The organism is Paraburkholderia sp. EG304 (assembly GCF_046543485.1).
Lineage (GTDB): Bacteria > Pseudomonadota > Gammaproteobacteria > Burkholderiales > Burkholderiaceae > Paraburkholderia > Paraburkholderia youngii.
The window spans coordinates 36539-56244 of the sequence record NZ_JBKGUA010000040.1 but is presented as its reverse complement, the minus strand read 5'-3'; the positions used below and the strand labels follow the sequence as shown (position 1 = coordinate 56244).

Here is a 19706-nt window from a genome sequence, read left to right as displayed (position 1 = left end):
GCTGGGCTCTCCTGCTTACGTTGGTGGTTCAGTAATTCGCTAGTCCTGGTATCCACGAGGTGCCGGCGAGCGGCACGCGCGCCATCGCGGCCGCCTCCACCGTCAGCGCCACGAGATCCTCCGGCTCCAGGTGATGCACGTTCTGCTTGCCGCAGGCGCGTGCGATCGTCGTCAGTTCCATGTTCAGCGTCTTCAGGTAGTTGCGTACCCGGCGCGAGCCTTCCTCCGGCTGCACGCGCTGCTCGAGCATGGCGTCCTGGGTCGTCACGCCGACCGGGCACTTGCCCGTGTGGCAGTGGTGGCAAAAACCCGGCGACGTGTTGAGCGCCGCGTAATCGGCGGTGGCCGAATGCAGCGCGCCATCCTTGAAATAGGTGTCGCTGTTGCAGCCGAGCGCCATCAGCACGCCCTGCCCGATCGCCACGGCGTCGGCGCCGAGCGCGAGCGCCTTCGCCACGTCGGCCCCGGTGCGAATGCCGCCCGACACGATCAGCTGCACCTGCCCTTTCATGTTCAGGTCCTCGAGCGCGTCGACAGCCTGCCGCACCGCGGCCAGCGTCGGAATGCCGACGTTCTCGATGAAGCACGTTTGCGTCGCCGCGGTGCCGCCCTGCATCCCATCGATCACCACCACATCCGCGCCGGCATGCACCGCCAGCTTCACGTCGTTGAACGTGCGGGTCGCGCCGACCTTCACGTAGATCGGTTTTTCCCAATCGGTGATTTCGCGCAGCTCCTGAATCTTGATCGCGAGGTCATCCGGGCCGGTCCAGTCCGGATGACGGCTCGCCGAACGCTGGTCCACGCCCGCGGGCAGCGTGCGCATCGCGGCGACCCGCGGGTTCACTTTCTGCCCCAGCAGCATCCCCCCGCCGCCCGGCTTCGCGCCCTGGCCGATCACGATTTCGATCGCATCGGCGCGGCGCACGTCGTCCGGGTTGAAGCCATAGCGCGACGGCAGGCACTGGTAGACCAGCGTCTTCGACGAGCGACGCTCTTCCTGCGTCATGCCGCCGTCGCCCGTCGTCGTCGAGGTGCCGGCTGCCGTCGCCGCACGGCCCAGCGCCTCCTTCACGTTCGCCGAGAGCGCGCCGAAGCTCATGCCCGCAATCGTGATCGGGATGTCGAGCACGACGGGTTTGCTTGCAAATCGTGTGCCAAGCACCGTTTTGGTGACGCACTTCTCGCGATACCCTTCGAGCGGATAGCGCGACAGCGACGCGCCGAGGAACAGCAGATCGTCGAAGTGCGGCACGCGCCGCTTGGCGCCAAGGCCGCGGATTTCATAGAGACCGCGCTGCGCGGCCATGTGGATGTAGTCGATCGTCTTGCGGTCGTAGCCTTGCGACTCTTCCTGCTGCAAGCGGGCGAAATGAACGGGCTTTTCCATGGGGACCTTCTCGATGATCTTGGGTGTTCAATATTCCTGGTCCGCGTCGGCGTTCCAGTGGTAGAGCGTGCGAGCCGAGGCGATGCGTTTGAACGCGCGCGGATCGTGCTGCAGTCCGGCCGCATCGAGCAGCGCGGCGACGGCCATGACGTCCGCATCGCTCATCGGCTCGAACTGCGCGTCCGCGCCGAGCGATTTCACTTCACCCTTCACATACAGCACCGCTTCGTAGAGCGAGTCGCCGAGCGCGTCGCCCGCATCGCCGCAGATCACCATGCGGCCCGCTTGCGCCATGAACGCCGAGAAGCTGCCCACCGATCCGCCGACGACGATGTCGCCCCCCTTCAGCGAAATCCCGCAACGCAGGCCCGCGTCGCCGTGGATGACGAGCAGCCCGCCATGCGCCGAAGCACCCGCGCCGTTCGACGCAAAGCCCTTCACGTGCACCTTGCCACTCATCATGTTTTCGGCGACCCCGGTGCCCGCGCTGCCCTCGATGACGATCTTCGCGTGCTGGTTCATGCCGCCCGCGTAGTAGCCGGCATGGCCCTCGATCGTGATGCTGACGTCGGCATCGACGCCGACCGCGATGTTGTGCGCGCCGTTGGGCGAACTCACCGTGATGCGCTGACCGGTAAGCTCAGCGGCATCGCCGTGCAGGTACTGGTTCAGCGCCCTGACCGGCGAGCGTTCAAGGTCGAATGTCACGCTTTCCATACATACATCTCCTCAGGTGCGGGTTCGAAGACCTTCGCGTTCTTGATATCGGGCAGATGCGCGAGCGAACGGAACTCCGAGGCAATCGCCACGTACTCGTCGTTCTCCGCGACCACGGCGGGCTTGCAGGCGAACGGATCGCGGATCAGCGCGAGCTCGGTCGTCGTGCCCATCAGAAAGGTGTAGAAGCCGTCGAGCTCTTCGAAGCCTTTTTGCAGCGCGTCCGGCAACGTGTCGCCTTCGCGCAGGCGCCATTCGAGAAAGCGGCAGGCCGCTTCCGTATCGTTGTCGGTATCGAAGTGAATGCCCTCGGGTTCGAGCTTGCGCCGCACGCCGTGCGCATTCGACAGCGAGCCGTTGTGCACTAGGCAGAAGTCCTCGCCCGCCGTGAACGGATGCGCGCGATCCGGCGTGACCGCCGATTCGGTCGCCATGCGCGTATGCCCGACCAGGTGCGAGCCCTTCAGGTTCGCGAAGCCGTAGCGTTGAGCAACCTGCGCGGGCGAGCCGATGTCCTTGTAGAGGTCGATCGAGCGGCCCGTGGACAGTAGATAGAGCTTCGGATAATGCTCGCCGAGCCAGCGCTTCACGTTCTCGACGCTGCCTTGCAGCGTCAGCACGGCATGATTGCCCTTCGCTTCGATGCGCGGCGTGACATCCATCGCGGCGTTCAACGCGTCGACGAGCGGTTGCCAGGCGAAACGCTCGCCCTCGTCGGTAAAGCCCGAGTAGAGGCTGAGCTTGCGCTGGTGCGCGTCGACCGCCGTGCCGAACACGGCCAGCCCGGCCGAGTCGGGGCCGCGCTCGGTCATGCCGATCAGCATCGGCACCATCAGTTCGCCGAGCCGTTCACGTAGTGCCGGCGTCTTGACCAGCAGCCCTACGATTCCACACATAGTGCGTCTCCTTAGAAAAATTCGAGGTAGCTCTTTAGCTCCCAATCCGATACGTGGCGCATGTATTCGAGCCATTCCATGCGCTTTAACTTGAGGAATTCATCGGCGACCGGGCCGAGCGCATCGCAGATCAGGCGGTCCGCTTCGAGCGCGTCGAGCGCCTGTTCGAGGTTCTGCGGCAGCACGCCGATGCCGTGCTCGCGCAATTGCCGCGGGGTCCAGTCGTAGAGGTTTTCGTTGGCGGGGGGCGCCCGGCGACAATTCGCGCTCGATGCCGTCGAGCCCGGCCGCGATCACGGCGGCGGTCGCCAGATACGGATTGCACGAGCCGTCCGGCAGGCGCAATTCGATGCGCTCGCCCGGCATGCGCACCATCGTCGAACGATTGTTGTCGCCGTAGCTGATATAGGCAGGCGCCCAGGTCGCGCCCGTCAGAGAACGGCCCACTACCAGCCGCTTGTACGAGTTGACGGTGGGATTGCACAGCGCCGCGAGCGCCGGCGCATGGGCGAGCAAGCCGGCCGTGAACTGGTAGCCGAGCTTCGAGAGGCCCATGCCGAGCGGATCGCCCTTGTCGGCGAACAGATTGCGCTCGCCGTGGCCGATCGACATGTGCATGTGCATGCCGTTGCCGGGACGATTCGCAAACGGCTTGGCCATGAACGAGCAAATCATGCCGAACTCGTTGGCGATCTCGGACGCGGCCATCTTGAAGAACACGTAGTGGTCGCACGAAGTCAGGCAATCCGTGTACGTGTAGTTGATCTCGAACTGGCCGTTCGCATCCTCGTGGTCGATCTGATAGACGTCGATGCCCACCGCGCGCATCGATTCGGTGAGCTTTTCCAGGAACACGCGGGTGCGCGAGAGGCCTTTGTAGTCGTAGCATGGCTTCGCGAGCGTATCGCTCGGATCGCATGGCTCGAGCAGGCCCGACGCCGAGCGGCGCAGCAGCGAGAACTCGGGTTCGAGCCCCGTGTAGAGCGTCCAGCCGCGCCCGGTCATGCGCGCGACCTGTTTCTTCAGCGTCACGCGCGAATCGAACTGCCAAGGCTTGCCGTCGACATGGCCATCGCACGCGATGCGCGCAATGCCGGGCTGCCAGGGCACCGGCGTGAGCGTCGACAGATCGCCGACAGCCATGAAGTCCGGCCCGTTCGGCTCGATCCCGACACCCCAGATCGCAAAGCCGGCGAAACCCGCCCCCGCGGTGAGCACGCTTTTCAGATGCGCGACCGGCACCGACTTTGCCTTCGCCACGCCGTGAATATCGACGAACTGCGCCAGCACGTATTTCACGCCCTGTTGCGTGAGCCAGGCCTGTGCGTCTTGTGCCGTGTCGAAGCGCGGCACGCTCCCGAGCTCGTTGACGGTGACCGGCAGCTTGCTCGCATCGTTCAGGTTCATTGCCACTCCTTGCAACAATTTATTAACATGCAAAAATATTTCCCACCAGGAAACTCCCTGCGCGCACGCGTTCCCGCTTTCAAGGCCCGCTTCAAAGGCCGGCAAACCAGTGCGATCTGCTAACCTTGCTTCCTTTTTCCGAGGTCATCCATGCAAACCGCGGACGACAACAAATCACCGCTCGAACGCCATCTCGGCACGACGATCCGCGAGCTGCGCCAGTCTCACGAACTGACCATCGCGCAGGTCGCCGAGCAGGCCGGCATCAGCCGCGGAATGCTCTCGAAGATCGAGAACGCGCAAACCTCGGCCGGGCTCGACGTGCTCCACCGCATCGCCATGGCGCTCGGCGTGTCGATGTCGGCGCTGTTTCGCAACTTCGACGTCCCGCAAGGCGGCGCCCAACTGGTCAAGAAAGGCGCCGGCATGGAGGTCGTCCGCAAGGGCACGCAGCGCGGCCACACCTACCATCTGCTCGCGTACGATCAGGGCCCGCGCAAGCTCTTCGAACCGTTCCTCATCACGATGGACGACGAGTCGGAGCGCTTCCCCGTCTTCGAGCACCCGGGCACCGAGTTCATCCACATGCTCAAGGGCGTGATCGAGTACCGCCACGGCCAGCAAACCTACATCCTGCATCCCGGCGATACGCTCACGTTCCGCGGCGATATCCCGCATGGCCCAGAACGCCTGATCAAGACGCCGATCCAGTTTCTTTCGATCTTCGTCTACGCTCAGTCCGCCGCCGAGTGAGCGGCCTCCACCTCGGCTCCGACCTCGCGGCCGCATTCCGGGCAACTGTCCCACTGTCATGCAACGTCCGCGCCATGTTTATCAGTGAGAATCAAAAGTTCCTGTCAATAAACACTGGCGGCGCACCGCGGTCTTGCCCCCTCTCCCGGCTTCTCCTGCTTCTGCTTGCCTGCGGTGCGCCCGAATCGTGAATGCGGTGCAAAGCTGCACTGAAACGGCCAGGCGGGTTACGACGGTGTATCAACACAACTTATAAAGTCGCCAAGGCGCGCAGCACGTCCTCGATCATCGCGCGCAATACCGGCTGCACGCGTGCCGCACGCACCTCGTCATAGGCAAACGGCGCGCGCTCGCTCATGTAGGTCGACTGGCACATCTCGAGCTGGAGCGCGTGCACACCGTCGTGCGGCGCGCCGAAGTGACGCGTGATATAGCCGCCCTTGAAGCGTCCGTTCGCGACCCAGCTGAACGAGCTCGCTGCGGCGGCGGCAACGGCGGCTGCCTGCAAGGCGGGTGCAGCCGTGCGGCCGTCCTGCGTGCCGAGGTTCAGGTCCGGCAGCTTGCCGTCGAACAGGCGCGGCAGCACGCTCGCGATCGAATGCGCCTCCCACAGCACGACGTGAGCGTGACGCTCGCGCAGACGCGCGAGTTCCGCGCGCAGCCGGTCGTGATAAGGCTGCCAGTAGTCCGTCACGCGCCGCGCTTTGTCCTGCGCGTTAGGCTCGCAGCCAGCGCGGTAGACCGGCTCGCCGCGAAACGTCTCAGCCGGGCACAGGCCGGTCGTAGTTTGCCCCGGATACAGGCTCTCGTCGTTCGGCGGCCGGTTCAGGTCGATCACATAGCGCGACAGCTTCGCGCCAAGCACCGTCGCTCCCAATTCCGCGGCGAAATCGTACAGACGGTCGAGATGCCAGTCGGTATCGGCAACCGTGAGCGCCTGTTCCGTATAGAGCGGCTGAAGTTCGGCGGGAATCCGGCTGCCCAGATGTGGAATCGAGATCAGCAGCGGCGCCTCGCCGCTTTGCAACGTATATAGATCGTCCAAAGACGTTCTCCATGAAAACGACGCGACTAGAGCAATGCGTCGGCGGGAAGCTGCGGCAACGCACGCGCCAGCGCCGGCTGGATCGAGCGATCGATGACCGTGCGCGTCAAGGTGACGATTTCGCTCGCGAAATCGTCCCACTCGCCCTGCCGGTGCAGCAGGAAGAAATCGCGCCGTCCGAGCCGCCCGGACGGCAGCGGCAACACCGCGATCTCGTCGAGATAATGTCGTGCTTGCCACAGGCACAGCGGCGTCGATATCGCAAAGCCGAGCCGCGCCGCCACCAGACTCAGCAGCGGATCGGTCGCGTCGAATTCGTAGCGGCGCGGACTGTCAATGCCGAGATGCCGCGCGAAGCGCTCGACCTGCTGGCCGATCACCGAGCGCGCCGTGTAGCGAATCAGCGGCAGCTCCGTCTTGAGCGTGCGCCAGTCGAACTGCGCGCGGCCGGCCAGATGGCTGCGCGCGACGACCGCGACGAACGCTTCCGAAAAGAGCGGCACTTCGACGATGCGCGCATCGTTCAGCGTCGTCTGCGTGCAGACGGCGAGATCGAGTTCCCGCTCGTGCAGCTGCTTCGACAGCCCCGGCGTGAGACCCGACCACAACGCGATCTGCCGGGCCGAATTCGACACCGCGCGAATCAGCTCCGGCCCGACCGTGGCCGCGAACGAATCGACACAACCGAGCCGCACCGGCAGCGTGCCCGCGTGCGACGCGTCGCCGATGCGCGTGCTGACCATCTGCGCGTGTTCGAGCAGCGGCCCGGCGAGCTCGAGCAACGCGCGCCCGGCAATATTGGGCCGCGGCGGCCGGCTCTCGCGGTCGAACAGCGTCATGCCCTGATCGCGCTCGAGCGCCGAGACCGCCTGGCTGATCGCACTCTGGCTCACGCCCAACTGCCTGGCCGCGCCCGTCATCGAGCCGGTCTCGCACACGGCGATGAAGGCCTGCAGCGCGCGCAGATCGATTGGCGGTTGAGTTCGTCTCATCATGACTCCAGTGTCCGCGGCGCCCAGCGCATGCCGCGCGACGATGTCGAATGCTGCTTGCTCAAAATTCGCCCACGCTCATGATGAGCAATGTCGGACCCACGCCATAAGTTTGCCTAATACAAAATTCCCCCGCGTTTCGGCTTTCTAGAATCCGTTCCATCGCCCCTACAGGAAAATCGGAACGCTCCCATGAGCCACTATGACTTCATCGTGATCGGCGCCGGCGTGATCGGCGCCTCGGTCGCGCACCATCTCGCCGCCGCCGGCGCGAAAAGCGTGCTGGTCCTCGAGCGCGACACGATCGGCGCCGGCACGACTTCGCAATCATCCGGCCTGCTTCGCACGCACTATTCGGTTCGCCAGAACGTCGAGCTCGCGCGCTCGTCGTGGTCGGCGTTCAACAACTTCGCCGAGTATGTCGGCGACGACGAAGCGTCGTGCGGGCTCGTCAAATGCGGCTATCTGATCTGCGCGCCCGAAGGCGACAAGCTCGAACCACTGCGCGCGTCGCTCGCCGCGCAGCAGGAGATGGGCATCGAAGTGCAATTGATGAACCGCGCCGAAGCGCGCGAGCGCCTGCCGATCGCGCAGTTCGACGACGCGGCGCTGATCGGATTCGAGCCCGAGGCCGGCTTCGCCGACGCCTATCTCGTCGCGACGAGCTTCGCCAGGTCGGCGCGCCGCCGCGGCGTGAAGATCATGGAAGGCGTGAGCGTGACGGGCGTGATCCGCGAAGGTCGCCGCGTGACCGGCGTCGAGACGAGCGCGGGCCGCTTCAGCTGCGGCACCCTCGTCAGCACGCAGAACATCTGGACGCCCGAGCTGGCCGCCTGGATCGGCGTGCCGCTGCCCGTGAAACCCGAGCGCCATACCGTGCTCGCCCTCGAATGCGAGACGGGCGCGTACACCTTCGGCATGCCGGCGTTCAAGGACCTCGGTTCGCCAGGCATGCTGTATTTCCGCAGCTACGGCGGCAGCCAGATGCTGGTGTCCGAAGGCGTGGTCGGCGAAACGCTCAATGCGCCGGAGACCGAGCAGGGCGAGATCTCCCTCGACTATGTCGTCGAAGTCGGCGCGCAGGTCGCCGAGCGGTTTCCCGCCTACGAGACGGCGGGGCTCGCGTCGTCGTGGACGGGCGTCTATGACGTCACGCCCGACTGGAACCCGGTGCTGGGCGGGGTCGGCGATGTCGAAGGACTGGTGGTCGGCTTTGGCTTCTCCGGACACGGCTTCAAGCTCTCGCCGGGCATCGGCAGGCTGCTCGCGCAGCATGCGCTCGGTCAGCCGACCGATGTGTCGCTCGCGCCCTATGCGCTCGAACGCTTCGCGACGGGCGCGCTGCTGGTCGGCAAGTACGGCTCGGGCGCGGTGTCCTGATTCATGGAGACGATCATGTCCATCAAGGTTCTCGTCCCCGTCAAACGCGTGGTCGATCCGAACGTGCGCGTGCGAGTCGGCGCCGGCGGCGCGATCGACACGAACGGCCTGAAGATGTCGCTCAATCCCTTCGACGAGTGCGCGCTGGAAAAGGCGTTGCAACTGAAGGAAGCGGGTCACGCCTCGCAGGTGACCGTCATCACCTGCGGGCAGGCCAATAGCCAGGACGTGCTGCGCACGGCGCTCGCGATGGGCGCGGACAACGCGGTCCTGCTCGATACGGGCGCGGCTGCCACGTCGCTGGACTCGCTGGCTGTCGCGCGCCTGCTGCGCGCGTATCTGTCGGCGCACGGCGATGCATTCGGCCTCGTGATCTGCGGCAAGCAGGCCATCGACGACGATACGGGCGGCGTCGCCGCGATGCTCGCGGGCCTGCTCGACTGGCCGCAGGCGCTCGACGCGAGCGCCATCGTCGCCCACGGCTCCGGCTGGCGCGTGACCTGCGGCGACGACTCGGGCACCGCGACATGGCAGCTCGACGGCGCGGCGGTCGTCAGCGCGGACCTGCGCCTGGCCGAGCCTCGGCGCGTGAGCTTGCCGAACATCGTGAAGGCCAGGCAGAAGCCTGTCGCGACCCTCGACGCGGCCACGCTCGGCGTCACGCTCACGCCGCAAAGCCGGATCGTCGAGCTGCGCGATCCGCCCGCGCGGCAGGCGGGCGTGAAGGTCGCGAATACCGCGGCTTTGCTCGATGCGCTCGCGGCGCATCGCGTGTTCGACCGCGCAGGAGCCATCGTATGAAAACTCTGGTACTGGCTGAATCGGATCACGGCTCGATCAGCGACGCCACGCTGCGCGTAATCGGCGCTGTCTCTCAGCGAGGCGCGCCGCTCGACGTGCTTACGTTCGATGCCGAGACCGCCAACGAGGCCGCGCAGATCCCCGGCGTAGCACGCGTGCTGAGCAGCCGCTACGACGGCGTGGCGACGCCGGAAAGTCTCGCCGCTCAATTGCGCAGCGTGTGCACCGGCTATTCGCTGATTGCCGCCGCCCATCGGCCGCTGGCGCGCGGCGCGTTTCCGCGCGCGGCCGCGTTGACCGGCAGCGCGTTCGTGCCTGACGCGCTCGGACTCGCGAACGATGGCTGTTTCGTGCGTGGGCTGTATGCGGGCAGCGTGCTGGCGACCGTGGCAAGCGAAACGGCGCTCACGTTCGCGACGTTTCGCGCGTCGTCGTTTGCGCCGGTCGAACGTGCGGGCGGGAACGCGTCGATCGTGACGCTCGATGCCGTGCCTGCGTTTGAAAAGACAAGCCTCGTGGAACGACAGGCGACGCAGCAGGCGGGCCACGATCTATCGACTGCGCGCGTCGTCGTGGCAGGCGGCCGGGGCCTCGCGTCGCAAGAAAACATGGCGCGGCTCGGCACCCTGGCCGAGCGCATCGGCGCCGCTCTCGGCGCCTCGCGCGCCGCCGTCGATGCCGGTTACGCGCCCAACGCCGCACAGGTCGGACAGACCGGCAAAACGGTCGCGCCCGATGCTTACCTGGCCTTCGGCATCTCCGGCGCGATTCAGCATCTGGCCGGCATGAAGGACTCGAAGCTCATCGTCGCCGTCAATAAGGACCCCGACGCACCGATCTTTTCCGTCGCCGACATCGGGTTCGTCGGCGATTTGTTCGAGACGATGCGCGACCTGGAAGCGTACGTCGGCGCACGGGGCACCTCATGACGGACTTCACGCATCCGGATCAACGCGGCGCCCCGCTCCGTGCCTCGGCGAGCTTCGGGAAGCCACCCTCGCAGCACTCGATTCATTTCTTCGACGGCGCGCAACTCGCGCCCGAAACGTGGGCGAACGGCGGCGGCATCACGCGCACCATCGCCAAACGCGCGAGCGACGATGGCGGCATCGAGTGGCGCGTCAGCCTCGCCGCACTGAATGGTCCCGCCAGGTTCTCGCAATTTCCGGGACTCGATCGCACGCTGCTGTTGCTCGATGACGGCGCGCTCAATCTGCATTCGCAGGATGGCGCGTGGTTCGCGCGCCCGGGACAGCCCGTGCAGTTCTCCGGCGATCTGCTGATCTGGGCGAGCGTGCCCGCCCGACCGGTCGAGGTACTGAACGTGATGACGCGGCGCGGCGCTTGCCAGGCCCGCGTCAATGTCGCCTCGCACTCGCTGCGGATCACCGCAGCTTCGACGCAGCTCGTCTTGTGCGTCGAAGGACAATGGGGCGTGACGAGCGCGCTGCTCAACGGCGTGTCGCTGCAGCCGATGACAGGCATCTGGATCGACGGACGACGCGAGGAAATCGACCGCAGCGCCGTTTATGGCGGCGCACTGAATCTCGACGGCGTGCTGCGCATCCAGGTCACTCACGCCGGCAAGGATTCGACGCTCGGCAAGATCATCGCGCTGATGCAGCATGCGGAGCAGGCCAAACCGCCCGTCACGCAGGTGCTCGAGCGGCATATGGGCGCGTATCTCGCGCTCGTCCTGCTGATCGCCGCGATCGTCTGGTTCACGTCCGCCAATGCATCGGCGATGCTCGCGGTCATCGTGGCCGCGTGCCCGTGCGCGCTGGTGCTCGCCGCGCCGTCCACGGCCATTGCCGGGATCGCGGTCGGCGCGCGGCACGGCATCCTGTTTCGCAATGCCGCGTTCCTCGACAAGATCGCCGAAGTCGATTCGCTCGTGATCGACAAGACGGGCACGCTCACCCGCGCGGAATTGGAGGTCCGGCAGGTGTGGCTGCAGCCCGGTGTCGACGCCGCGCAGGCGCGTGCGCTGGCCGCGCGGCTCGGCGAAAGCAGCGCGCATCCTGCGAGCCGCGCGCTCGTCCGTGATGCCGTTGCGTCCGGCCTCACGAGCGCCGCTGTTGCGCCGTTCGAACGCACGCGGGAATTGCGCGGGCTCGGCGTCATCGCCGACACGCCGGCCGGCACGGCGGTACTCGGCCGGCCCACACTGCTGGCCGACCATGCCGGTGACTTGCCGCCGGCGCCTGACGGTTTCGACGGGCCGCTCGTCGGACTCGTGCTCGGCGGGCGGCTGCTCGCGTGGTTCGGTTTTGCCGACACGTTGCGGCCCGACGCGCGCGAAGCGCTCGCCGAGCTGCGGACGCTGGGCCTCGCGCGGCAGACGCTTCTGACGGGCGACCTCGAGCGCGTCGCCGGCAAAGTCGCGGCCGAGACGGGTATCGAGACGGTGGTCGCGCAGGCGCTGCCGCACGACAAGCTCGATTACGTGATGCGCGAGATCGGCGCGGGCCTGCATCCGCTCGTCGTCGGCGACGGACTGAACGACGTGCTGGCGATCAAGGCCGGCTCGACGAGCATCGCGATGGGCGAGCGCGGCGTCGACATTGCGATCGCGTCGGCCGACATCGTGCTGCTGGGCGACGATCTGCGGCGGATTCCGACCTGCATCCGCCTCGGCCGGCAATGCCGGCGCACGGCGACGACCAATGCGGCGATCGGCCTCGCGTGGACGCTCGCGGTGATCGCGCTCGCCGCGACCGGCATGCTCGGCGCAGTGTGGGCAGCGATCCTGCACAACGTCGGCACGTTCATCGTGATCGCCAACGCGGGCCGTCTGCTGCGGATCGACGACTCCGCTAGCTCGGCGTTCGCTCCTTAGCTTCTGTCCAGGACCTTATCGGCACGCGCTGACCGCCTCCGGCGAAGCGACGAAATGCCCCGGCGTCACGCCGACCGCGCGCCGGAAATGTCGGCCAAGGTGACTCTGATCGAAAAACCCGACCTCGGTCGCGACCTCACACGGCGGGACGCCGTCGCGCAATAGCCGCTTGGCGTGTTGGATCCGCACCAAACACACATAACGATGCGGCGAGATTCCCACTTCTTTGCGGAACAGCGTCGCAAAGCGCGACACACTCAAGCCCGCCGTCGCCGCGAGCGTCGCAAGACTGACGGGCTGCGCGAACGAGCTTTCGATAAAAGCCACGGCCCGCCTGATCGCACGCGACATCACCACGGTCGTGCCGCTGGCGGTGTAGTCGAAGATTCCAGTCATGTCGTATCCCTTCGGGCCACAAAATCATGCGCGCCGCTCCGACGACACCGATTCGACACGGCGGATGCCGTCATCGCGAAGCGCGAGTTGGCCATCAGACGCGCAGCGTGACGGACTGCGCGAGCCCACCAGCCGCAGTAGCGCCGTCCGGCGGTCCGTTCTGGTACTGCTGCAGTTCCGCTTCGCTGCGATGGCACAGCACCTGCGCGCCGCTCTCGAGCGTGCGCGCGGCCGGCGGCGTGCGGTTGCAGACCCCATCGATGCGCATCGGACAACGTGCGAGAAACGTGCATAGCTGCGGCTCATTGGCCGGCTCGCCGATCGGCGGCAGCGTCTGATGACAGCGCTCGCCCGCTTCTTCGAGCCAGCCGGCGCGAAGTTCCGGCGCGGACGACACCAGCAGATGTGAATACGGGTGGTACGGCGGCGCCGACAACGCGTCGCGGTTACCCGCCTCGACGCGGTGCCCTGCGTACAGCACGACGATGTCGTCGCTGATCGCGCGCACCTTGGCGATGTCGTGCGTGATGAACAGATACGACACGCCGAGCTTTTTCTGCAGATCGCGCAGCAGTTCGAGAATGGCTGCGCCGACCACCGTATCGAGCGCGGAAGTGACTTCGTCGCAAAGGATCAGCTTGGGTTCGGCGGCCAGCGCCCGCGCGAGATTCACGCGCTGTTTTTGCCCGCCCGACAACTCCCCGGTGCGACGCAGCGCCAGTTCGGCTGGCAGGCGCACCAGGCCAAGCAGTTCGGCGACGCGACGCCGCGCCGCCTCGCCCTTCATACCGTGATAGAACTTCAACGGGCGCGCCAGCGTGCGCTCGACGGTATGGGTCGGGTTGAGCGCCGTGTCGGCGTTCTGGAACACGATCTGGATACAGCGAAACTGTTCGCGGCTGCGACGGTTCAGGTTGGCGGCAAGCGGCTCACCATCGAGCAGCAGCTTGCCGCGCGCCATCGGCACCAGCCCCGCGATCACCTTCGCGAGCGTGGTCTTGCCCGAACCCGATTCGCCGATCACGCCCACCGTCTGGCCACGGCCGATCGCGAGGTCGACGTCGCGCAGAATGACCTTGTGCGGCCAGCCGTGCGCGTCGGTGCCGCCGTAGCCGGCCGTCAGCCCGCGCAGTTCGAGCAGCGGCCCAGCATTGCATTGCGACGCGTCCAGCGCGGCCGCGGTCGATCCAGCGGGAGCGACTAGCGTTACCGCGGCAATCAGGCTCTGCGTATATGGATGGGCCGGCGTATGCAGAATCTGCTCGGTGCGGCCCGTTTCGCGAATCTCACCGTTGCTGAGCACCACGATCCGATCGGCCATCTGCGCGACCACCGCCAGATCGTGCGACACATAGACGGCGGTCATTCCGCATTGCCGGATCACGCCGCGAAACGCTTGCAGCACGTCGATCTGCGTCGTGACGTCGAGCGCCGTGGTCGGCTCGTCGAGGATCACGAGGGCGGGGTCGGTGATCAGCGCCATCGCCGCCATCAGCCGCTGCAACTGGCCGCCCGACACCTGGTGCGGGTAACGCTGGCCGATCTTCTGCGCGTCCGGCAGCGCGAGCGCGCGGAACAGTTCAACCGCTTTTGCCTGCGCGGCGCGCTTGCTGAGCGTGCCGTGAATCAGCGCGCTTTCGATCACCTGGTCCATGATCGAGCGTGCCGGGTTGAACGCGGCCGCCGCGCTTTGCGCGATATACGCAACTTTGCGGCCGCGCAATCCTTCGAGCTGTTTCGGCGAGAGTCCGAGCACGTCAGTGTCGCCGACCCGGATCGAGCCGCCGGCGATGCGGCAGCCGCTGCGAGCATGGCCCATCAGCGACAGCGCGATCGTGGTCTTGCCCGAGCCCGATTCGCCTATCAAGGCGAGCACCTCGCCGCGCGCAATCTCGAAGTCGATGTCGTGCACGATCGTCGTATCAGGCTCGCCGGGGCGGCTTCCCACCACGCGCAGGCCCCGCACTTCGACCAGATTGGACGAAGGTAACGACGCGGTCTGCGAGGCGGCCGTAAAGTCCGCGTGAGCACGTCTGAACAGGTGTCCCTTCATCAATGACCTCCATCGGCATCGGGCATGTGCTTGCGGCGCCCACGATGCGGCAGTCCGTCGATCAGCAGGTTCACGCCGACCGTCAGCACCGCGATTGCGATCGCGGGCAGGATCACCACGGGCACGCCTTCACCGAGACCGGCGATGTTCTCGCGCACCAGCGAACCGAGATCGGCATACGGCGGCTGCACGCCCAGGCCGAGAAAGCTCAGGCTGCTCAGCAGCAGCACGACGAAGGTGAAACGCAGCCCGGTGTCGGCGAGCATCGGGTGGATCATGTTCGGCAGCATCTCGAAGCACGCGATGTAAAGCGCGCTTTCTCCGCGCGCCCGGGCGACCTGCACATATTCGAGCGTGCCGATATTGACCGCGAGCGAGCGGGCGATCCGGTACGAGCCCGGCATGTAGCTGATGGCCGCTGTCGCGATCAGCAACGGCAGCGACGAGCCGAACGCGGCGACGATCATCAGCGCGAACATCTTCGACGGAATCGAGGTGACCGCATCGAGCAGCCGGCTCATGGTTTCGTCGATATGGCGGCCGGCGACGGCCGCGAGCAAGCCCAGCATCGTTCCGGTGAGCGCCGCGAGCAGCGCCGCGGCGAGCGCCAGCACGACCGTCAGCCGCATGCCGTAGATGATGCGGGTCAGCATGTCGCGGCCCAGGTAGTCGGAGCCGAGCGGCAGCTTCGCGCTGAAGCCAGCGAAGACGTCGGGCGTGATGATCGCGCCAACCGGGTGCGGCGCTATCCACGGCGCGAACGCCGCGACGAACAGCGCGCAACTCACCATCGCGAGACCGATCCAGCCGCCGGTCGACAGATTCATGCGCTGCGCGACGCTGCGACGGTGCACTGGCCGCGGCGCCGGAGCGCCGCCGCCACGCCATGACCGTGGTGGCTCCGCGCCCTGCGGCAGCATGCTGCTGCGCTGCACCGGCTCGAGCGCGCCGAGTGGGTGAGACGAATCGGAAGAAGGTCGAAGAGTCGTCATGTCCGCAGCCTCGGGTTCGAGATGATGGCGCACAGGTCGGCTAGCAGCACGAGCATCAGGTAGCCGAGGCAGAACAGCAGCGTGCAGGCCTGCACGAGCGGGAAGTCGCGGTTGCTCACCGCGTCGACCATCAGGCTCGCGAGGCCCGGATAGTTGAAGATGGTCTCGACGACGATCACGCCGCCCAGCAGATAAGACAGGCTCAGCGCGATCGCGTTGGCGATCGGGCCGATCGCATTCGGCAGTGCGTGGCGCAGTACCACGCGCGCGGGGCTCGCGCCCTTCAGCATCGCCATTTCCACGTACGACGAACTGAGCTGCTCGATCACCGCGGCGCGGGTCATGCGGGCCATCTGCGCAATCACGACTGCGCAGAGGGTTACGACCGGCATTGCATACGCGCGCAGAAAGTCGTGCAGGCTCTCAATGTCGCCGCTGTACGACAGCGCGGACAGCCAGTGCAGCTTGACGGCCAGCACCAGCACCGCGAGCGTCGCGATCAGGAACTCGGGCGTGGCGACCAGCGACAGCGTACCGAGGCTCACGATGCGGTCGATCAGCGAGTCGCGCTTGACCGCCGCCAGGATGCCCGCCGACACCGCGATCGGCACCGACACCGCGGTGGTGATCGCCGCGAGGGTCAGCGACTTCGGCAAGCGCCCTTCGATCAGCTCGGAGACCGGCAGATTATTCGATAGCGACACGCCGAAGTTCGCGTGCAGCAGACCGACGAGCCAATGGAAGTACCGCAGGTAAGCCGGCTGGTCGAGACCGAACTGCTGGCGCAGCGCCGCGACCGTTTCGGCCGTCGCCGACTGGCCGAGTGCGGCCTGCGCGGCATCGCCGGGCAACAGATTGGTGATCACGAAGATGATGATCGAGACGATCACCAGCGTCAGCGCGGTGACGCCAATGCGCCGGCCGATCAACTGGGCGATATTCCCGTTCATAGGCATGACCTCCTCGGTTGAGGCTTTGGGGCACGCGCCGGGGCGACGCCCGGCGCGTGCGCGCGCTTGCGCGTATTACGCGTTCCACCACACGTACTCGGCGAAGCTGAAGCCCATCATCGCGCCGGTAGGTATGGGTTGAAGCCCTTGCAGGCGCTTATCGTTCGCATCGAGCAGGCTCAGGAAGGTCGGAATGCCGATGCTGCCCTGCTCCGCTACCAGCACCTGCATGTCGCCGTACATCTGCTTGCGCTTCGCATCGTCGGTTTCCGAGCGCGCGGCGACCAGCAGCTGGTCGAACTTCGGGTTGTTCCAGCCCGACTCGTTCCACGGCGCGTCCGACTTAAAGAACTGCGTGAACAGCACGTCGGCGCTCGAGCGGGGATTGACGCTGCCGAACCCGAGCGGATGCTTCATCCAGTGGTTCGACCAGTAACCGTCGGCCGGCACGCGGTTGATGTTCAGGTTCACGCCGATCTTCGCGGCGGACTGCTGCAGCAGCACGCCCATTTCGATCGAGCCGTTCGCGTCGGTCGTCGCATAGATCGGCGGCAACGCCGTCCCGATCGCTCCGGCTTTCTGGAAGTAGAACTTCGCCTTGTCCGGATCGTGCGGCCGCTGCGGCAGCGACGCATTGAAGTAACGGTGGCTGGGTGGAATCGGCTGATCGTTGCCGACCACCGCATAGCCGCGGAACACCGCCGTGCGGACCTGGTCACGATCGAACAGATACTTCATGCCCTGCACGAAATCGGGGTTGCCGGTCAGCGGATTGTCGCGTCGCATGATCAGATCGGTATAGAGACCCGACTTGGTCTCGCGCACCTCATAGCCCGGCGTCGCGGCAATGCGCTGCGTCGAGCGCGGATCGACCGCGTTGATCAGGTGGACATCGCCGGACAGCAGCGCATTGATGCGCGCCGCGTCGTCGCCGATACCGATCAGCTCGATCTGGTCGAGGTAGGGGCCGCCGCCCGTCTTCCAGAAGTTGTCATTGCGCACGCCGACTGTCGAGACGCCGGGCTTGAACGTCTTCACCTTGTACGGGCCGGTGCCGACGGCCGTCGTGAAGTCCGTCGTGCCGTCCTTGATGATCACGAATTGCGGCGTGGCGAGAATCACCGGCAAGTCCGCGTTGGGCGACGCGAGCGTCAGTGTGACTTCGTTGGGGCCGGTCTGCTTCGCTTCCACGAACTGATCGGCCAGCGTCTTCACCTTCGAAGCAGTCGCCGGATTCTTATGACGCATCAGCGAGTAGACGACATCGGCGGGCGCAAGCGGCTTGCCATCGTGGAAGGTCGCGCTCTTGCGCAGCTTGATCACCCACACCTTCGCATCGCTCGTGTCCACCGCTTCGGCGAGGTTCATCCGCGGCGTCAGCGAACTGTCGAGTTGCGTCAGGCCGCTGTAAAACATGAAGAAGCGGATGTAGTCTGCACCTGCCGATCCCTTGGCCGGGTCGAGCGTATCCGCGGTCGACGATGAGTCGTAGGCGACCCGGATCTTGCCGCCTTTCTTCGGCGCGGCTGCCGCAAGCGCCGGGCGAGCGCCCGCCAGCAAGCCTCCCGCGCCGGTGGCGAGCAAGCCGCCGGCAGCCAGCAAACGCATCATGTCGCGGCGGCTGAAACCGCCCGTTTTGATTTCGTCGTCGTACATGCGAACTGCTCCTCACTGGTGATTGAACGCGGGATATCCAGCATTGGTGTTCGACGGCGCTCCGCGTGCTGGTCGCGGCGCGGCGGCACTGCATGAATCGATTTAAGCACCGCAAAAAATGGCGTTGATCGCGTATCGCTGGATTCGACCATTCGAAAACATGGTTTTGGGTGGTCCAAACAGCATGATTTGCCGCTCCTGGCGTTGACCCTGACGCGCGAGCCCGGCGCCGTGTGCGATCTTCGAAGCGAGGCGTCGGTGCATGCACATCATCGTAGCGGCGAGCGCACCGCGGATTGCACCGACAAAATTGGCCGTTTCAGCACGCCGCACGCAATCTGCACGACCGAACCACACATTTCGCGTGGCATGCCCGGCACGGGCGCAGCGGCGCCTCGCCGGGCGCGGCACGCACGACGATGAGAAGTTCGTACTAGTCAACGCGCGAGCAACGTGCAACAGTCGCGGCACGGCCGACAAATCACGGAGCACCCCGTGCCCGATTCAACCACGCACGCACTTGTCACCTACCGACGCCTGACCGCCAACGACCTGCCCGCCGCACAACGCCTGTCCGCCGCGATCGGCTGGCCGCATCGCCGTGAAGACTGGGGATTCTCCGCGCACACGGGAATCGGTTTCGTCGCCGAGACGGCAGGCGCATTGGTCGGCACCGTCGTGTGCTGGAAGTTCGGCGCGGATCAGGCGACGCTCGGGATGCTGATCGTCGCGCAGGAGCATCGCGGCCTGGGTATCGGCCGCACACTGCTCGCTTACGCACTCGACGAGATCGGCACGCGCGACATCACGCTCTATGCGACCGACGCTGCCCAGCCCATGTGCGACGCGCTCGGCTTCGAGGCCTGCGGCGCACTCGACCAGATGCAGGGCGCGGCGTTCCGTCCGCCGCTCGTCGCGCTGGCCGCCAACGAGCGGCTGCGCCCGCTCGGCGCGAGCGACGCCGTGCAACTCGTCGAGCTGGCATCGCGCGCGAGCGGTCTCGACCGCAGCCACGTGCTGCCGCCACTGCTCGACCTCGCCGACGGTATCGCGCTTGATCGGGACGGCGAACTACTCGGCTTCTCGATGTTCCGTCGCTTCGGGCGCGGTTTCCTGATCGGCCCCGTGGTCGCCGGCGCGAGCCCGGGCGCCGTGCACGCCAAAGCGCTGATCCGTCATTGGCTCGCGCTGAACGAAGGCGCGCTGGTCCGCATCGACGTGCCGCACGGGCAAGGCCTGCGAACGTGGCTAACCGGCCTCGGCCTCGCACCCACGGAGACGGTCGTCAGGATGCGGCGGATCGCATCCGCGCAACCCCGTTCCGAGCCCAGCCGCGGCGACGGCCCGCTACGTCAGTATGCGGTGATCACGCAGTCGCTGACCTGACGCGGCCACGAACGCTCGGCTGAACTCGCGTTTGCGTCGCTATTAAGCACGCG

General features: G+C 66.2%; 16 protein-coding genes and 1 pseudogene. 6 read left to right on the top strand and 11 right to left on the bottom strand.

The features are described 5' to 3' along the window. Nucleotides 1-28 precede the first annotated feature (28 nt). From ACLFKU_RS32335 to glnT, 4 genes and pseudogenes are all read right to left on the bottom strand, one after another. Nucleotides 29-1390: an FMN-binding glutamate synthase family protein gene (locus tag ACLFKU_RS32335; protein WP_410851826.1), complete on the bottom strand. Its 1362-nt coding sequence runs from the start codon at nucleotides 1388-1390 to the stop codon at nucleotides 29-31. A 27-nt stretch (nucleotides 1391-1417) separates the two neighbouring features. After that, entirely contained in the window at nucleotides 1418-2107 is a 690-nt protein-coding gene (locus ACLFKU_RS32330; protein ID WP_410851825.1) for a protein glxC, read from the bottom strand. Further along, a complete protein-coding gene (locus ACLFKU_RS32325) occupies nucleotides 2095-3003 on the bottom strand; it encodes a class II glutamine amidotransferase (protein ID WP_410851824.1) in 909 nt (302 codons plus the stop codon). Before ACLFKU_RS32325 ends, ACLFKU_RS32330 begins: the two co-directional genes overlap by 13 nt. Nucleotides 3004-3014: 11 nt before the next feature. Beyond that, nucleotides 3015-4410, bottom strand: a pseudogene (gene glnT, locus ACLFKU_RS32320) (type III glutamate--ammonia ligase). A gap of 150 nt (nucleotides 4411-4560) precedes the next feature. On the opposite strand from glnT, the gene ACLFKU_RS32315 reads away from it, so the two are divergent. Continuing rightward, complete coding sequence (locus ACLFKU_RS32315; RefSeq protein ID WP_410851823.1) at nucleotides 4561-5163, top strand: helix-turn-helix domain-containing protein; 603 nt, start codon at nucleotides 4561-4563, stop codon at nucleotides 5161-5163. Between the two features lie 250 nt (nucleotides 5164-5413). Here the strand turns inward: ACLFKU_RS32315 and hutG are convergent, their stop codons facing one another. Continuing rightward, on the bottom strand, nucleotides 5414-6208 hold the full coding sequence (hutG, locus tag ACLFKU_RS32310; protein ID WP_410851822.1) for an N-formylglutamate deformylase: 795 nt from the start codon (nucleotides 6206-6208) through the stop codon (nucleotides 5414-5416). A 26-nt stretch (nucleotides 6209-6234) separates the two neighbouring features. Further along, nucleotides 6235-7200: a LysR family transcriptional regulator gene (locus tag ACLFKU_RS32305; protein WP_410851821.1), complete on the bottom strand. Its 966-nt coding sequence runs from the start codon at nucleotides 7198-7200 to the stop codon at nucleotides 6235-6237. Nucleotides 7201-7392: 192 nt separating this feature from the next. Between ACLFKU_RS32305 and ACLFKU_RS32300 the strand changes: the two genes are divergently transcribed. From ACLFKU_RS32300 to ACLFKU_RS32285, 4 genes are read left to right on the top strand one after another with little or no spacing between them, the layout of a single operon-like run. Further along, the gene (locus tag ACLFKU_RS32300; protein ID WP_410851820.1) at nucleotides 7393-8580 is read left to right on the top strand and encodes an NAD(P)/FAD-dependent oxidoreductase; all 1188 of its coding nucleotides are present in this window, start codon (nucleotides 7393-7395) and stop codon (nucleotides 8578-8580) included. A gap of 21 nt (nucleotides 8581-8601) precedes the next feature. After that, nucleotides 8602-9381: an electron transfer flavoprotein subunit beta/FixA family protein gene (locus ACLFKU_RS32295; protein ID WP_410851831.1), complete on the top strand. Its 780-nt coding sequence runs from the start codon at nucleotides 8602-8604 to the stop codon at nucleotides 9379-9381. Continuing rightward, on the top strand, nucleotides 9378-10310 hold the full coding sequence (locus ACLFKU_RS32290; protein WP_410851819.1) for an electron transfer flavoprotein subunit alpha/FixB family protein: 933 nt from the start codon (nucleotides 9378-9380) through the stop codon (nucleotides 10308-10310). The genes ACLFKU_RS32295 and ACLFKU_RS32290 overlap by 4 nt, the downstream gene beginning before the upstream one ends. Next, nucleotides 10307-12220 carry a HutD family protein gene (locus tag ACLFKU_RS32285; RefSeq protein ID WP_410851818.1) on the top strand — a complete coding sequence of 638 codons (1914 nt, stop codon included), beginning with the start codon at nucleotides 10307-10309 and terminating at the stop codon, nucleotides 12218-12220. The genes ACLFKU_RS32290 and ACLFKU_RS32285 overlap by 4 nt, the downstream gene beginning before the upstream one ends. Nucleotides 12221-12235: 15 nt before the next feature. Here ACLFKU_RS32285 and ACLFKU_RS32280 read toward each other — a convergent pair whose 3' ends face one another. The 5 genes from ACLFKU_RS32280 to ACLFKU_RS32260 form a co-directional block, all read right to left on the bottom strand. Further along, nucleotides 12236-12616 carry a helix-turn-helix domain-containing protein gene (locus ACLFKU_RS32280; RefSeq protein ID WP_368624218.1) on the bottom strand — a complete coding sequence of 127 codons (381 nt, stop codon included), beginning with the start codon at nucleotides 12614-12616 and terminating at the stop codon, nucleotides 12236-12238. Nucleotides 12617-12710: 94 nt separating this feature from the next. After that, nucleotides 12711-14669 carry an ABC transporter ATP-binding protein gene (locus ACLFKU_RS32275; RefSeq protein WP_410851817.1) on the bottom strand — a complete coding sequence of 653 codons (1959 nt, stop codon included), beginning with the start codon at nucleotides 14667-14669 and terminating at the stop codon, nucleotides 12711-12713. After that, nucleotides 14669-15661, bottom strand: coding sequence for an ABC transporter permease (locus tag ACLFKU_RS32270; RefSeq protein WP_410851816.1), 993 nt, complete (start codon nucleotides 15659-15661; stop codon nucleotides 14669-14671). The genes ACLFKU_RS32275 and ACLFKU_RS32270 overlap by 1 nt, the downstream gene beginning before the upstream one ends. Then, entirely contained in the window at nucleotides 15658-16611 is a 954-nt protein-coding gene (locus tag ACLFKU_RS32265) for an ABC transporter permease (protein ID WP_152854452.1), read from the bottom strand. Before ACLFKU_RS32265 ends, ACLFKU_RS32270 begins: the two co-directional genes overlap by 4 nt. Before the next feature lie 75 nt (nucleotides 16612-16686). Continuing rightward, nucleotides 16687-18267, bottom strand: a complete 1581-nt coding sequence (locus ACLFKU_RS32260) for an ABC transporter substrate-binding protein (protein WP_410851815.1) — start codon at nucleotides 18265-18267, stop codon at nucleotides 16687-16689. A gap of 495 nt (nucleotides 18268-18762) precedes the next feature. On the opposite strand from ACLFKU_RS32260, the gene ACLFKU_RS32255 reads away from it, so the two are divergent. Continuing rightward, a complete protein-coding gene (locus ACLFKU_RS32255; RefSeq protein WP_410851814.1) occupies nucleotides 18763-19653 on the top strand; it encodes a GNAT family N-acetyltransferase in 891 nt (296 codons plus the stop codon). The last annotated feature ends 53 nt before the right edge of the window (nucleotides 19654-19706 follow it).